This window comes from Candidatus Poribacteria bacterium (assembly GCA_009839745.1).
GTDB lineage: Bacteria > Poribacteria > WGA-4E > WGA-4E > WGA-3G > WGA-3G.
The window spans coordinates 1-14,145 of the sequence record VXPE01000081.1; the positions used below are offsets into that span (position 1 = coordinate 1).

The following is a 14,145-nucleotide window of genomic DNA, read 5'->3' on the forward strand; positions in this document are numbered from 1 at the left end:
TGGTTCGGACGTTGCAGTTGGGTCAGCAGTCGGCTGGGTACTATACGGACCGTGAACGTGCGGCGTATTGGGATGGTCGGAACGCTTCTGGCGAACAGGTGGCGAGCGGAATTTATTTCTACCAGTTGGAAACGGACACAATTTCGTCGCTTCGCAAGATGGTAATATTGAAGTAGAACGGAAGAGTGGAAGGGTGGAAAATGGGCAGGGTGGAAGATTCGCAACCCTCATTCTTCCTCCCTGCTTCCATCCTTCCTTTGTGTGTATACCGCATGTAGCCAGATTATACCGCTTTCACGACGCCTTTGATGTAACTGCCGTCTCCACCCGTTGCTTCTTCAAGGAGTGTAGGGTACTCCTGCAGTGGGACGATGTGCGTTACAAGCGGTCTTAGGTCGATGTGACCACGCTCGAGGAGCCGGATCGCTGGCGGAAACGTGTCCCGTATCTTCGCGCCCGGCGACGAACTCACCAAATTAAACCCACCGCCGTGCCATTCGGAACCGTTGATCGTCACTTCCTCTCGAACCCAACCGAAGAGGTTAATGTGTCCACCTCTGCGAACAATCTTGGTCGCGAGATTTAACCCTTGTGGTTTGCCGGAACAGTCGAATATCACGTCAATTGCGCGTCCTTTCAACGCTGACACCAACTCGGCAGCATCGATTTCCGTTGGATTATACGCGAATTGCGCACCGAGCGATTTCGCCAATTTCAGTCGATCTTCGACGATATCAATGGCGATAAGATCGTGCGTATAGAATTGGCTTAAGGCTTGGACGAACATAAGTCCCATAAAACCGCACCCAATCACTGCAACGTTGTCAGCAGGTAGCAGCGGTGCGGTGTCCAGCCCTGTTACGACGCATGAAACCGGCTCAACGATCCAATATTCGTCGGCGAGGTCCGATTCCGGGAGGACATACATACGGTCGGCTGTGCAGTTCTTAATGCCGTCGAATCCCAACCCTTGCCCTGTAACACGCATCCCTTCCTCAATATCCTGGACCCCACGTCCAACTTTTGTGACATAGCCGACACCTTCGTGCCCCGGTGGTGCCGTGCCACCATAGCGAAAAGTGGCTAAGTCCCATGCACATATCCCACAAGCGGCACTCTGAACCTGCACTTCACCCACCTGTGGATCGGATACATCAACATCAATGATCTCGACGCCACCCTTTTCTCCATACCTGATCGTTTGTGTTTTCATCGGTTTGATATGCCTTAGTGTTGTCTATTTCAGACGGTTTTTCTTATTTCCAACTCACGTTGAAAGGTTGAAAAGGCTGGATTTTACAGAAAAAGATACCTGAGGAACATTTTAGCCCTTATGAGTCGAGAAGTCAAGAGATTTTTTTCATAATCAATTTTCTCCTATCCACACATCGTTCTCGATTTTTTAATCCGTAATTATATTGGATTCTAATGTGTGTGTCCATCCAAATTTGTAATTACCGTATCTTGAATCAAATAGACGGATGTGATACAATGCCGAAAACGTAAAAGAGGATATTCAGATGGCTAACAACCAGATTAAAGTTGCGGCATGTCAATTGCTCACAAGCGAAGACGTTTCCGCCAATACCGCAAAAGTGCTCCAGCAGCTTGACAGGTGTGCAGAGATGGAGATCCAGATTGCGGCATTCCCTGAAGGCTGTCTGTTCGGCTATTGCTGCCGGACGGATTATTGGGAACACATTTCACCACAGGTTTTTAAAGAGGCTGAGGCAAAAATTTCTGAAGCGGCGCGTCGGCACGGGATAGCCGTTATTGTCGGCTCGGCGCATCACGACGGCGAGAATTGGCATAACGACCTCGCGATTTTCGATCCGCAAGGGACGCTCAAATACCGTTACGGCAAAACCTTTCTCGCAGGGGAGCAGTGGTGCACGAACAATCGCGGTCCACTACCGATTGTGGAACTCGCTGGCGTTGCGTGTTGTTTTATCATCTGCCACGATGTCCGCTATCCGGAGTTAGTCAAATTACCCGCGGCGATGGGTGCGCAACTCTGCATTTTCTGCTCATGCGAAGCCGGATTGCTGTCGGAATATAAACTCTCCGCCTACCGTGCTATGCCGATTTCACGAGCGACGGAAAACGGTATCTATCTCCTGATGGCGAATACACCCGCAAACCCTGATGACATCGGTTCACCCGGCTCGTCGCATGGCAACTCGAAGATTGTGCATCCAGATGGTAATGTCATTAAAGAGGCTGGTTTTTTTGGAGATGCCATCGTCTCGGCAACGATAGATCTCTCGCAGGCGACGGGTTCACAGGCGAAACGGACCTGCAATGAAGACACTATCCTGCGGGAGTGGTTCCAACAAGGATGCGAATTTGTTGTGAAAGTCTGAAATCAGGTCAAAACTCATAGATATCCGCACGCCGTTTCGCTACCTTATGTCGCACAAGCGCTTGGAGGTCCTCTGGCATACGGGCAAACGTCTCAGGAAGAACGGGTTGATGACCGCCTTCACGCATGAGATTCCACCACGGAGGATAATAGGCGATATTCAGCGCCATGCGGTGCTGGTCGTCGGTTGTGTTCGCGCCCTGTCCATGCCATGTGCCACCGTGCCACAATAACACGGAACCCCGTCGTCCACAGACAGGCACTGGATGACTCTCGGCAATATCGGAGGCTGAGGGTCTACGTCGTGCGCGATGGCTGAATGGCACGACCAGTGTCGCACCGTTCTCAACGGTAAAATCCGTTATCATCCAGATCGAATTAATCATCCACGGCGTTTCGGGTAGACGCGCTGGCAAGTCGTGCGTTGAATCGGAATGGATACCCCCCTGTGGTGCACGCGGTTTGACCCATTTCGTACACGCCTCCCCAAGTCGTGGGTTATCGCCGAGGAAATGGCGGATGACCTGTAGCACCTGTGGATGTGCGATGCACTCCCAACACATCTCATCGAGGTTGACTACGCCGAAAAGGGTCTGATACAGGTCGGCATTCGGGTCCTGAAAGGCAGCACGATTTGTGGGGTTTCGGTGGAGCTGGAAGTATTTCTCCGCCATTGCATCGGCTTGTGGTGCGGGGATCGCATCCTCAATCAAACAATAACCGAATGTTTCGAGATGTTCTATTGCGTCTTTTTGTGCCATTTATGAACTCCTATGCGTTAGGGTAACCAATCAAGGCAATAAGTTTAGGCAAATAGTCTTCATATCTCTCAACGGCAAATTGGGATCTTGGGTTATCAGGATCAGTGGTCGGATGGACACCAGCCGCATTGTAGTGTTTCCGAGTTGCATCAAATATGTTCATGTATTCTCTACCTTGAAATATGGCTTGTGTTGTAGGATGCAATAGTGTAAATTGATTGGATAGAATATACCAAACATTCTGCCATAGTTTATCACGTTAGACAAGAGGAAATTTTTTACAATGAAGATTACTGGATTTGAGACGATGCCGCTATTGAAGCGGTTCGAGATGAGACGTTTCGGCTGCGTGGAATGTTCTGGCACTCAGATGACGGGGCTTTCGCCGATTATTAGCCGAAGTCCTTATAGCGTGTTGTCCCGATCCGTGGGACGCGTGGAGAGATTCGTTTTTGGCGGAACATCCCATGAAATATACCCGCAACGCGGGCAGCGCATCTCAAGTTCAACAAGGTTTCTGACAGTCCCGGTCTTTTCGGGCTTCCGTCGGGTCTGACATTGTGGACACCGAACCGCACGAAATTCATCTGCATCGCTTTTGCCGAAATGGGCACCTACCTTAAAGAGAACGAGCAACAGCGCGACGATAAAAACACATATAAAACTAAAGATGAGAAAAGGCATTTTTACATTTGCGCCAAGCGTAAAACAGCGTTATAGGTTTAACAGAAGGCTTGGCATAAGTTTCGCATTGCGTGTTTTTGCTTGGGTGTTTCTGCGTATTGTTGCAATGCTGCCTGCATTTTGGAAAGATGAGACTCGCGCCAAGCGTGAAAAATAACGCGGACACCTCGCTAATCGACCAACAGGATCAGCGGTTTCACCGAGTCCTTACGAAAGGTGGCTTCTGTAACGGTGTCGTCAAAGAAGGGTTCAAAAAATGTGTCGGCGACATCCAAAAACGCTGGGAGGTTGAGTCCCATATAATTTCCCGATGCGTCGTCACATTCCACCACAACTTGCCGCAATTTATCGCGTCCGGCAGTAGAAAGTGTGCGTAGCGGACGCAACATCCGTGTATGATACTTGATGAAGGCTGCCGACACCTGAATGAGTCCTTGAAGGAACAGGCGATAGGTGTCTTCTGCTTCGTGCCACAATCCTTCCCACGCTTCATGCGCCTCCCACCAATACGCAAAGTTGTAGAGATCTACGCCGTATAGGTAATCCTCGTTCTGTCTCCACAGCTTTGGCGATAAGGGTTCAGCGTCATGAGCTTCTTCTATGCCGTAACTATGCCCAAGTGGGTCGCGGATCGGATGCGGTGTGACACCCGGTATATGTCGATACGGCGGGAACGGCTTCTGCGGACAATACCGCTGCCAATTGACATCAAAGGGTTCAGGATTTTTAATTTTTCCTTGTGGTTTTTTAATTTTTCCTTGCGGTTAAACGACGGGGTTTGTGCTTTGACGGTTTTCGCTTAAGTCCGCCCTCCACTTCGTTACAGGCTAACGTTTTTGATATTTAGGACTTATGCTCTGCCGATTCCGATATAATGAAAACCTGCGGCTCTCGCTTCCTCTGGGGAATACACGTTGCGTCCGTCAATGAGGATCGGCGTTTTCATCTGCTTAGCGAGCCTGCGTAGTTCAAGCTTGTGGTAGAAATCCCATTCGGTAATGAGGACGAGGGCATCGGCATCGTAAGAGAGTTCATATACATCTTCCGTGAAAGACACTCTGTTGTTGCGAGTCTGATTCTCTGTAAGCGGGGTTTGTAGCCCCGATAAAGCGCGCCTTGCGTTTGCGATAGCGATCGGGTCGTGGGCTCGAACCGTCGCACCTGCTGCAATCAGTTCGCGGACAATGTCAAGTGCGGGAGCTTCTCGAATGTCATCGGTGTTTGGTTTGAAGGCGAGTCCGAGGATACCAACGGTCTTGCCATTGAGTGTGCCCAATGCGTCGTGCAACTTTTCAACGACCCGTTCCCGTTGGCGGAAATTGATGGTGCGTGCGGCTTCTGTAATCGGCATCCTGTATCCAGATTGCGCTGCGACCCCTAATAAAGCAGCGGTATCTTTGGGATAACAACTCCCACCCCATCCGAGACCTGCTTGGAGAAACCGGCTTCCGATACGTGCGTCGAGTCCGATACCGCGTGCGACTTCTGTCACGTCCGCCGCGACCTCTTCACAAAGTCCGGCAATCTCATTGATAAAACTAATTTTAAGCGCGAGGAAGGTGTTCGCGGCGTATTTAATCATCTCAGCACTGTTGGGATCCGTTGTCATCATTGGTGGTAGGTGGTAAGCAGATGGGCGTGGAAACTCACTCGGCGGGTCAAATGTCTGTTCGAGGATTGGTTTATAGAGGCGACGCAAAGTGTCGATTGCTTCATCACTGTTGGCGCCGACGACGATCCGATCTGGATAGAACGCGCCTTGCAGTGCCAATCCCTCTTGCAAGAATTCCGGGTTTGAAGCGACGGAAACGTTGCCTCGAAGTCCACGTTCCGAAAATACAGATTCTACAACTTCAGCGACACGCTGGTTTGTGCCTATCGGGACTGTTGATTTCACAACAAGTGTGTAGTGCCTATCAGGCAAGCAAACTTGAGCGACCTCTTTGGCGGCTTGTTCGACGTGTTGCGTATCGGCTTCACCGTTCTTTTTCGGTGGTGTCCCGACAGCAATCAGAATCAGTTCTGCGTCCGGCACGACTTCAGCCACACTCGGTGTGAAACGGATCGTGTGCTGTACTTCTGTAAGAAGATTTTGGATACCGGGTTCATGAATCGGGCTTTTTCCCTCGTGCAAAAGGTTGAGTTTGCCCTCGTCCTTGTCCACCGCGGCGACATCATGATTGAGATAGGCAAGCACCACAGCTGTGGTCAAGCCGACATATCCTGTTCCTATAATTGCAATTTTGACACTCCCACGTCTAAAGTCGTGGGATTCTTGTTTCGTCATTTCGCGCCTCCCGCAAATGGAGGACTTATAGAAACTCCACAAGCGTTTTAACTGTTTATGCTACAATTTCAATCAGAAATGGTATAAGGTTATATGGACAACGTAAAAAGATAGATTACAGCAGATCATTAGGATCTTAAAGATGCTCTAAATCATCCAAATCCTTCTGCCTTCCGCTGGCTTGCTTATTGAGTTTCAAGTGTTCAAGACCGATAATCTGAACCTCAACATCATCTATAACATCAATCGTTCGGTCCGAATAGCATTCTTCAAAACGGACTCCGGAGATTGTCGTCAAAAGTTCAATTCTCATAGGAGGGTTTCCCATTCGGATAATTTGATTCTGTCGCAAAAAGAGGTCGGCGGCTAGTTCCGGTGTATCAAAACCAAATTCCCTGAAGACAGCCATGAGTTTTTCGGCGTTCTCTTTCTGGATTGCGATCCAAATATCCATATCAGCTGTTGTCCGTGGATAACCATGGTAACTAACAGCATATCCGCCGATGAGAAGATATTTAACTTGGTGTGAATTCAGCAACTTCAAGAACTCTTTGAAGTCGGTCGGTAACCGGATCGTAGTCATAGTTAATCTGCCGCATCAATTCGAGTGCCTCCAGACGTTCTTGGGGTGTTTTAGAGTGCCAGTATGTTTTGTCAGCCTCATCCGCTTTTTCAAAGGAGGATAGCACAGAAAACGTTGCTTTATCCATTTTAAAAGTGTCAATTGCACGCATAGGAAAACCTCCGTTCATTGAACCGGTGGGGGTTCGACGTTTTCCAGTAACCTATTGATAATATCTAAACTCGTGATACCATCAGCCTCTGCGTTAAAATTCGTCAGGATTCGGTGGCGTAGCACAGGGGCAGCGACTGCCTTAATATCTTCATAAGCGACATGATAGCGTCCATGGAGAATAGCACGCGCCTTTGCGCCGAGCACGAGATACTGCGAGGCACGCGGTCCTGCCCCCCATTGCACCCAATCCTGAATAAAATCAAGTGCATCTGAAGTCGGTCGCGTCTGGCGGTTCAATTCCACTGCATAATCCACGATGGCTTCGGCAATCGGTACTTTCCGGACGACCTGTTGTATTCGCAACACCTCTTCCCCTGTGATAACAGGTTCTATCTCGGGTTCATACGCTGCAGTCGTTGTCATCACAATCTCTTTTTCAGCAGTTTTATCGGGATAATCCAGGGTGATATGGAACATGAATCGGTCGAGTTGTGCTTCGGGTAGCGGATAGGTGCCTTCCTGCTCGATCGGATTCTGCGTTGCTAACACAAAAAACGGGCGTTCCAACGGATAGGTTCTGCCGCCTGCGGTGACCTGGTACTCCTGCATCGCTTGTAAGAGCGCAGCTTGCGTTTTAGGGGGTGTTCGGTTAATCTCATCAGCAAGGACAATATTAGCAAAGACGGGTCCATTAATAAAGCGGAAGGCGCGTTTCCCTGCTTCACCTTCTTCAATAATATCGGTACCGATAATGTCGGACGGCATCAGGTCGGGCGTAAATTGGATTCGATTGAAGGGGAGTTCCAGAATCTGTGCGAATGTGCTGATGAGTAGTGTCTTTGCTAACCCCGGCACGCCCACCAGTAAACAGTGTCCCTGCGAAAAAAGTGCGATAAGCAGCTGCTCAATGACTTCATCTTGCCCAATGATGCGCTTTCTGAGCTGGTTTAAAATATTTTCCTTCGCCGTTTTTAAGGTTTCGGCGGCTTCCATATCTGTTCCGGTCTGTGTCACTGAGAGGTCATTTTTCATTTTTTAAATTATTAAATATGTGCATCGTTTCTTGTGCAAGCCTATAGAGGTTTGCAGCACAATGTTTCACGATGGTTTTTGGTTAATTTCAATGGAGAATGAAGATATAAACAGTTATTAAGGGGTTATGGGATCGGTTTCCCATCCATCACATCGGTTGTTTGGATTTTCCACATTTGGAGTCCATCCACATCAAAGTTAACCTCAATGAGCTGCGCTCCTGCTTCTTGAAGTTTTTGACGGACGCGGTGTTCACGTGTAGGTTCGCAGTAAAACAGTAAACACCCACCGCCACCAGCACCACAAGCCTTCCCGCCGATTGCACCGTGCGTCATTGCAATTTTAAAGAGGGATTCTATCTGTTCATTCGTGACAGAGGGGTGTAATTTCTTCTGATTTTGCCAATTTTGGGTAAGGAGTTCGCCGAATTCGGTTAGGCGTCCGCGCATCAGTGCTGTTTTTGTTGCCTCAGCGGTGGCTTTGAGGGCTTCCAATGCGTTGCGGACACTGGGTTCTCCGCTTTTATAAGCACCGGTTACGTTTTGATGTATATTACCAGAGAGGCGAGATTTTCCGGTATAACAGAGGACAAGGTTCTTTTCAAGTTCGCACCGGATGTGTGGTGGAAATTTCAATGGTGAGGTTTTCACCGCCTCCCCCTGAAACTCCATAAAATGAATTCCGCCGAGTGCACTGGCATAATGATCCTGTTTCCCGCCGAGGATACCGAGTTCATGACGTTCAATATTGCTTGCGAGGTCAGCGTACTCATAAGGCAGATAGGTGGCTTCCTTAAGTGCCCCCAGGACCCCGACGAGTGCGACTCCCATTGCTGCGGAAGTCCCCAATCCACTTCCGGGCGGTGCGGTGGACTGCGTAATGAGGTCGAAACCGCCAATTTGTATAGACATGCGTCGCACAGCTGCCTTGATTAAATCAATGTTCCCATCGTATTCAAGCTGACGGACATCGTCGGCTTCAATGAATGTGTCAAAATCCGCAGAATAGATACGAATGCTTTTATCCAGAACACGCTGGAGTTCGACAGAATCGTCGTGTGCCACTTGGCGTTCACAGCGGAGCGTCGCATAAGCGTATCGGTTAATTGCCCCGTTGACGACAAGCCCTTTTGACTGTTGCGTAAAGAGGGCTACGTCGCTCCATCCGCCAGCAAAGTCGATGCGGACTGGGGCTCTCGTTCGGATTAACATGATGAGTCTCCTAACATCAAATTTTAACCAAAACGCTCGGAGAGCGGGTTTCCTATAAATGCTGCGGACAAAAGAATGGAAGCGGACCTACAAACGGGCAAGAGAAAAGTTGTGTCGATCACTGCAGGCGGTAGCGTAGTATTAGAATATGTTCTAAAGATGATTCCGGTTATGAAAAAACCCGCAGCGACTTTTGTCAACAAGCGTAACGTGGAAAAGCCGCAGGCATTCCTCAATTAAAGGTGAGGCACAGCCCGGCGGCTTTTCCAGAAACCGAACGAAAGAACCGCCAGTCTTAGGCAGTAGCGTCGCGAAGTTTCTTACCAGCTTTAAAGACAGGGACTGTCTTTTCTGGAATCTCAAGTGGTTCGCCGGTCTGCGGATTGCGACCCGTACGCGCTGGACGATTTTTGGGTTCAAATGTTCCGAAACCAATTAATCCAACAGAATCGCCATTACTCAAAGCTTCGCAAATAGTCGCAGCGAAAGCATCAACAGCAGCACTCGCCTGTGTTTTACTAAGGCCCGCTTGTTCAGCGATCTTTTCGACGACATCGCTTTTCATTAATTTTGCCATGTCAAATGTTCCTCTAATTTTTAGCCCGATTCAGAAAATCCTATATTTTCCGAACAGTTCGGAAAACGAGATTCTCACGCCTCGGCCTCAAAATGAATTTAACAAAAAACTAATAGTAATTATATTATACTATACAAATATAGATATGTCAAGACAAATTTGGTTAACGCCAAAAAATTAGCCTGGGTTACAGGGAAAGCCTACGTTTAACCGTAAATAAACGTCTTAGAAATGGAGAAAATCTAACACAGTAACTTGACATAATACACAGAGGTCTTAATTTTAATACCACAGACTCCGCAATTTGTCAAGTTTTTTTGTCCTGCAGGCAAAGAATTCCGTTGTAACACGGCATTCTTTACCGAAATATTTGCTTAAAGGACGTGTTTGTGGTAAAATTATACAGTAAACTTAACTAAAGATTCTGCCTGAATAACACAATAGAGGAAAACATCAGAAATGCGTGAGAGTTATCGTGTCGCGGTTGTCGGTGCAACGGGTGCGGTCGGTAAGACCGTGTTGCAAATTCTCGAAGAGCGATCCTTCCCAGTTGCTTCTCTCAAACTGTTAGCGTCACACCGTTCTGCCGGTGAAATTCTATCCTTTAAAGACGACCCCATTATTGTTGAGGAACTGACCCACGCCTCGTTTGAAGATGTGGACGTAGTGTTCTCATCCGCAGGCGCGTCTGTCAGTCGTGAGTTCATTCCTACAGCCGTAGAAAAAGGCGCGCTCGTCATTGACAATACGAGTGCTTTCCGTATGGACCCGGGCACCCCTCTCGTTGTCCCGGAAGTCAATATGGATGCTGCCCGTAGTCACAATGGACTTATTGCCAATCCCAACTGCTCTACCATCCAAATGATGGTAGCCCTTAAACCTATCTACGACCGTGTCGGCATCAAACGGATCGTTGTCTCTACCTATCAAAGCGTCTCGGGTAAAAGCGGACGTGCTGTCATGGAACTGGTTCAACAAACGACTGAAGCCCTCGAAGGCAAGCCGATCACCTTAGATAAATTTCCACATCAGATGGCATTCAACGTCGCCTTCGATTGGCCCTTCTTGGAGAGCGGTGACAACGAAGAAGAGGTGAAAATGATTAATGAGACCCGGAAGATTCTTGCAGATGACACGATTGGTGTTTCCGCGACAACTGTCCGAGTCCCCGTCTTCTTCGCGCATTCTGAGTCGATAAATCTTGAAACACACGAGAAGTTCACAGCCGACCAAGCGAGAGAGTGCCTCGCCACTGCCCCCGGTATAAAAGTTATGGACGATCCTGACCACCAACAGTATCCACTCGCGGTTGATGTCGCTGGGGAAGATGAAGTCTACGTCGGTAGAATCCGCGATGATGCTTCCATAGAAAATGGTCTGAATCTCTGGGTAGTCGCAGACAACCTCCGGAAAGGTGCTGCGCTGAATGCTATCCAAATCGCTGAAAATCTGCTGTAAGGTTGTCAGAAGGATATGGAACTTGCCCTTGCCACACTGCCGGACTATCTACGTCAACGATGTGCTGAGATCCGCATGTTTGAACCGGAAACGGAACTCTGTATAGAAGAGATTGGCGATGGTAATCTTAATACCGTCTATCGCGTTTCGGACGCATCGCAATCGGCGCGTTCGGTCATTCTGAAACATGCGCCACCCTACATTAAGATATTAGGACCCGAGTATCCATTATCCATCGAACGTTTGACTTACGAGTCTCGCGCGCTGGACATTTATAACCAGTTCGCAAGCGGGAGCGTCCCTGAACTCTATTATTTTGACGCCGAAACGGCGGTCATCGCAATGGAGGATCTCCGAGATGCGCAGGTTCTACGGGCGGACCTCATTGCAGGCAAAGTGGACACCGGTATCGCTGAACAGATTGGGCGATTTATGGGGACCGTCCATAGCCGCACCTACGCCGAGAACCTTGATAGTACAACCGTGCAGCAGTATAGACAGCAATTTGCGAACACCCCTATGCAGTCAATAACTGCCGATTACGTGTTCACTTTTCCGTACACCGAACATGAAACGAATTTTTGGACTCCAGGTTTAGAGATAGAGGTCCAGCGATTAAAGGCGGATACGGACTTTCTACAGCACACTGGGGATCTCAAACAGATTTTTCTAACAGCACAGCAAGCCGTAACCCACGGTGATTTACACACAGGCAGCGTTCTCGTCCAAAACAACACAGCAAAGGTGATTGATGCCGAGTTTGCCTTTTATGGTCCCGTAGGGTTTGACCTCGGATTGTATTGGGCGAATTACCTCTTATCCTACTTTTCACATCAGGATACCCCGGACGTGCAAGCCGCACTCAAAACAGCGATTGCGAAGACGTGGCACGCCTACACGCTTGGGTTTAGAACAGTTGATGGAACGTTGAAAGAACAAACCTTACAACAAATCTTTCACGAAGTCGTAGGGTTTGCGGGATTGGAAATGTTGCGCCGTCTTATCGGTGCAGCACACGTCAGAGATATAGAAGGTATTGCTGATATACCCAAAAAACTCAGTGTAGAACGGGCAGCACTTCAGTTCGGATTAACACTCGTTAAACAGTATCAATCCTTACGAGATGTACCAGCGGTTCTCGCTCTGCTTTTTTAACGGTTGAACGATTAAAATATGAGAGACTATTATGAAATCCTCGGTGTGAATCGAGGTGCCACTCCAGAAGAAATCAAAAAAGCCTATCGTAAACTTGCGGTCCAGTATCATCCGGACAAGAACCCCGGCGACAAAGCGGCAGAGGAGAAGTTTAAGGAGGCATCGAACGCGTATTCGGTCCTTTCCGATCCTGACAAACGACGTATGTATGATACCCGCGGACACGCAGGCGTTGAGGGTATGGGTTTTGAAGGTTACCGAAATATGGACGACATTTTCAGGCACATCAACCTTGACGATATTTTTGGACGTGGTGGCTTCGGTGGCCTCGGTGGCTTTGGCGATGCATTCGGTGATGTGTTCGGACAGCGGCGCACAACTGCTCCGCCTCGCGGACGCGACCTCCGTATGAATATCAGTATTCCTTTTGCGGAGGCGGTGTTAGGGAGCAAGAAAGAGGTGAACGTCCAAGGAAAACCTCTCAGACTCACAATTCCGCCGGGTATTCAGGATGGGAAAACCTTACGTATTCAGGGGCATGGAGAATCTCTCGGCAGCGGCATTTCGGGCGATCTGTTGGTGACAATCTCTGTTCAGCCACATTCGACCCTGACTCGCGAAGGGGCAGACCTGTTGACAGATGCGAAAGTCTCTATGACGACAGCGGCGTTAGGCGGTTCTGTTCGGGTACAAACGCTAACAGGCGATGTGGATTTGAAAATCCCGTCGGGATCGCAACCGGGACAGCAGTTTCGCTTACGTGGACGCGGTGGGGTAGATGCCTCCGGTAGAAAAGGCGACTTACGGGTGCGGTTGGTTGTGGAGATTCCGAAATCTTTATCTCGCAAGCAGCGGAATTTGTTGAAGGACTTCGATAAGACATTATGAAAAAAGCACCTTCCGAATCTGATGCCCTGCGATCCCCGAGTGGACAATACGATACCGTATCAAAACGCCTTATTCAACAAAATCCTGAGGATTGGATCAGGTTTACGCTTGGTATACCGGAGGCTAAGGTAATCGAGATTCTGGATACGGAGCAACCGACTGTCAGAGGGCATCGTGCCGATAGTTTTATACATGTGGATATCCTTGGTCAAGAGGCTATCATGCATTTTGAGTTTCAGACGCGCGACAGTACGCAGCTTCCTATGCCGTATCGTGTAGTAGGCTATGCAGGCAGAGGTATTGAAACCTTTCAAAAACCTGTGTATTCGCATGTTATCTATCTGCATCCGGATGCGGGACGCAATGACCCGGGGCAATACGTCCAAGACATGCCGGGGCATGAGATTACTATCAAATACAAGGTAATCAGGCTCTCCGAAGTAGAAGGGCAAGCTGTTTTAGATACGAAGTTGAAAGGGTTAATTCCTTTCGCTCCACTGATGAAACCATCAGCGGCGATGGATTCCAGTGAGTGGTTGCGGGAATGTGTCCGGGTCGCTAATATTTTACCAATGGATGAACCAGACAAACCTGATTACCTTTCAAACCTTGCGATTTTGGGTGGTTTAATATTCGACTATCAAACCATTCGTGAGATTATATCGGAGGAAACCATGCACGAATCATCAGTTATTCAACACTTCACGGAACAAGGCATTGAACAAGGCATTGAACAGGGTGAAAGAAAGGGCGTTTTGGGATCCTTGTTGGATGTATTGGAGGGTCGCTTTCAAATCAGCGAGGTACATGCGTTAAAACCTACACTTGAGAACATCGAAGAAATCCAGCACCTCAGGGAGTTGCTGCGCGAGGCTGTCCGCGTGTCGACTCTTGATGAATTCAAACGCATCTTGGCATCAAACGGGAACTGAATGCATCGAATAAACTTAGATGTTTCATACCACAAGGTGTTATGGCTCCTCCGTTGGAACAA

The 14,145-nt window shown here is 48.7% G+C and carries 15 protein-coding genes; 5 read left to right on the top strand and 10 right to left on the bottom strand.

All coding sequences use genetic code 11. The features are described from left to right. Positions 1 to 283: 283 nt before the first annotated feature. Positions 284 to 1,213, bottom strand: coding sequence for a zinc-binding dehydrogenase (locus F4X88_13530; GenBank protein ID MYA57309.1), 930 nt, complete (start codon positions 1,211 to 1,213; stop codon positions 284 to 286). Between the two features lie 307 nt (positions 1,214 to 1,520). Here F4X88_13530 and F4X88_13535 point away from each other — a divergent pair, with 307 nt between their 5' ends. Next, positions 1,521 to 2,363: a carbon-nitrogen hydrolase family protein gene (locus F4X88_13535; protein ID MYA57310.1), complete on the top strand. Its 843-nt coding sequence runs from the start codon at positions 1,521 to 1,523 to the stop codon at positions 2,361 to 2,363. 7 nt (positions 2,364 to 2,370) lie between these two features. Here the strand turns inward: F4X88_13535 and F4X88_13540 are convergent, their stop codons facing one another. The 9 genes from F4X88_13540 to F4X88_13580 all read right to left on the bottom strand — a co-directional run bounded on the left by F4X88_13540 (position 2,371) and on the right by F4X88_13580 (position 9,650). After that, on the bottom strand, positions 2,371 to 3,123 hold the full coding sequence (locus F4X88_13540) for a phytanoyl-CoA dioxygenase family protein (protein ID MYA57311.1): 753 nt from the start codon (positions 3,121 to 3,123) through the stop codon (positions 2,371 to 2,373). A gap of 405 nt (positions 3,124 to 3,528) precedes the next feature. Continuing rightward, positions 3,529 to 3,807: a hypothetical protein gene (locus F4X88_13545; GenBank protein ID MYA57312.1), complete on the bottom strand. Its 279-nt coding sequence runs from the start codon at positions 3,805 to 3,807 to the stop codon at positions 3,529 to 3,531. A 170-nt stretch (positions 3,808 to 3,977) separates the two neighbouring features. Beyond that, entirely contained in the window at positions 3,978 to 4,559 is a 582-nt protein-coding gene (locus F4X88_13550; GenBank protein MYA57313.1) for a DUF309 domain-containing protein, read from the bottom strand. A gap of 98 nt (positions 4,560 to 4,657) precedes the next feature. Continuing rightward, the gene (locus tag F4X88_13555) at positions 4,658 to 6,094 is read right to left on the bottom strand and encodes a UDP-glucose/GDP-mannose dehydrogenase family protein (GenBank protein MYA57314.1); all 1,437 of its coding nucleotides are present in this window, start codon (positions 6,092 to 6,094) and stop codon (positions 4,658 to 4,660) included. A gap of 136 nt (positions 6,095 to 6,230) precedes the next feature. Continuing rightward, positions 6,231 to 6,677, bottom strand: coding sequence for a hypothetical protein (locus F4X88_13560; GenBank protein ID MYA57315.1), 447 nt, complete (start codon positions 6,675 to 6,677; stop codon positions 6,231 to 6,233). Then, a complete protein-coding gene (locus F4X88_13565; protein ID MYA57316.1) occupies positions 6,610 to 6,828 on the bottom strand; it encodes a hypothetical protein in 219 nt (72 codons plus the stop codon). Before F4X88_13565 ends, F4X88_13560 begins: the two co-directional genes overlap by 68 nt. 14 nt (positions 6,829 to 6,842) lie before the next feature. Continuing rightward, positions 6,843 to 7,862, bottom strand: a complete 1,020-nt coding sequence (locus F4X88_13570; protein MYA57317.1) for a MoxR family ATPase — start codon at positions 7,860 to 7,862, stop codon at positions 6,843 to 6,845. 125 nt (positions 7,863 to 7,987) lie between these two features. Then, positions 7,988 to 9,073 carry a GHMP kinase gene (locus F4X88_13575; GenBank protein MYA57318.1) on the bottom strand — a complete coding sequence of 362 codons (1,086 nt, stop codon included), beginning with the start codon at positions 9,071 to 9,073 and terminating at the stop codon, positions 7,988 to 7,990. Between the two features lie 295 nt (positions 9,074 to 9,368). Continuing rightward, positions 9,369 to 9,650, bottom strand: coding sequence for an HU family DNA-binding protein (locus tag F4X88_13580; GenBank protein MYA57319.1), 282 nt, complete (start codon positions 9,648 to 9,650; stop codon positions 9,369 to 9,371). A gap of 459 nt (positions 9,651 to 10,109) precedes the next feature. Between F4X88_13580 and F4X88_13585 the strand changes: the two genes are divergently transcribed. From F4X88_13585 to F4X88_13600, 4 genes are read left to right on the top strand one after another with little or no spacing between them, the layout of a single operon-like run. After that, positions 10,110 to 11,108 (top strand): aspartate-semialdehyde dehydrogenase, encoded by a 999-nt coding sequence (locus F4X88_13585; GenBank protein ID MYA57320.1) that lies wholly within the window; start codon positions 10,110 to 10,112, stop codon positions 11,106 to 11,108. 15 nt (positions 11,109 to 11,123) lie between these two features. Further along, entirely contained in the window at positions 11,124 to 12,263 is a 1,140-nt protein-coding gene (gene mtnK / locus F4X88_13590) for an S-methyl-5-thioribose kinase (GenBank protein MYA57321.1), read from the top strand. Positions 12,264 to 12,281: 18 nt separating this feature from the next. After that, on the top strand, positions 12,282 to 13,151 hold the full coding sequence (locus F4X88_13595; protein MYA57322.1) for a DnaJ domain-containing protein: 870 nt from the start codon (positions 12,282 to 12,284) through the stop codon (positions 13,149 to 13,151). Next, complete coding sequence (locus F4X88_13600) at positions 13,148 to 14,083, top strand: hypothetical protein (GenBank protein MYA57323.1); 936 nt, start codon at positions 13,148 to 13,150, stop codon at positions 14,081 to 14,083. Before F4X88_13595 ends, F4X88_13600 begins: the two co-directional genes overlap by 4 nt. Positions 14,084 to 14,145 lie beyond the last annotated feature (62 nt).

Bases quoted from the DNA above. Each gene is read 5' to 3' on its own strand.
- F4X88_13560 (MYA57315.1), bottom strand. From the start codon at position 6,677: ATGACTACGATCCGGTTACCGACCGACTTCAAAGAGTTCTTGAAGTTG.
- F4X88_13555 (MYA57314.1), bottom strand. From the start codon at position 6,094: ATGACGAAACAAGAATCCCACGACTTTAGACGTGGGAGTGTCAAAATT.
- mtnK (MYA57321.1), top strand. From the start codon at position 11,124: ATGGAACTTGCCCTTGCCACACTGCCGGACTATCTACGTCAACGATGT.
- F4X88_13530 (MYA57309.1), bottom strand. From the start codon at position 1,213: ATGAAAACACAAACGATCAGGTATGGAGAAAAGGGTGGCGTCGAGATC.
- F4X88_13585 (MYA57320.1), top strand. From the start codon at position 10,110: ATGCGTGAGAGTTATCGTGTCGCGGTTGTCGGTGCAACGGGTGCGGTC.
- F4X88_13540 (MYA57311.1), bottom strand. From the start codon at position 3,123: ATGGCACAAAAAGACGCAATAGAACATCTCGAAACATTCGGTTATTGT.
- F4X88_13595 (MYA57322.1), top strand. From the start codon at position 12,282: ATGAGAGACTATTATGAAATCCTCGGTGTGAATCGAGGTGCCACTCCA.
- F4X88_13580 (MYA57319.1), bottom strand. From the start codon at position 9,650: ATGGCAAAATTAATGAAAAGCGATGTCGTCGAAAAGATCGCTGAACAA.
- F4X88_13570 (MYA57317.1), bottom strand. From the start codon at position 7,862: ATGAAAAATGACCTCTCAGTGACACAGACCGGAACAGATATGGAAGCC.
- F4X88_13565 (MYA57316.1), bottom strand. From the start codon at position 6,828: ATGCGTGCAATTGACACTTTTAAAATGGATAAAGCAACGTTTTCTGTG.
- F4X88_13575 (MYA57318.1), bottom strand. From the start codon at position 9,073: ATGTTAATCCGAACGAGAGCCCCAGTCCGCATCGACTTTGCTGGCGGA.
- F4X88_13545 (MYA57312.1), bottom strand. From the start codon at position 3,807: ATGCCTTTTCTCATCTTTAGTTTTATATGTGTTTTTATCGTCGCGCTG.
- F4X88_13600 (MYA57323.1), top strand. From the start codon at position 13,148: ATGAAAAAAGCACCTTCCGAATCTGATGCCCTGCGATCCCCGAGTGGA.
- F4X88_13535 (MYA57310.1), top strand. From the start codon at position 1,521: ATGGCTAACAACCAGATTAAAGTTGCGGCATGTCAATTGCTCACAAGC.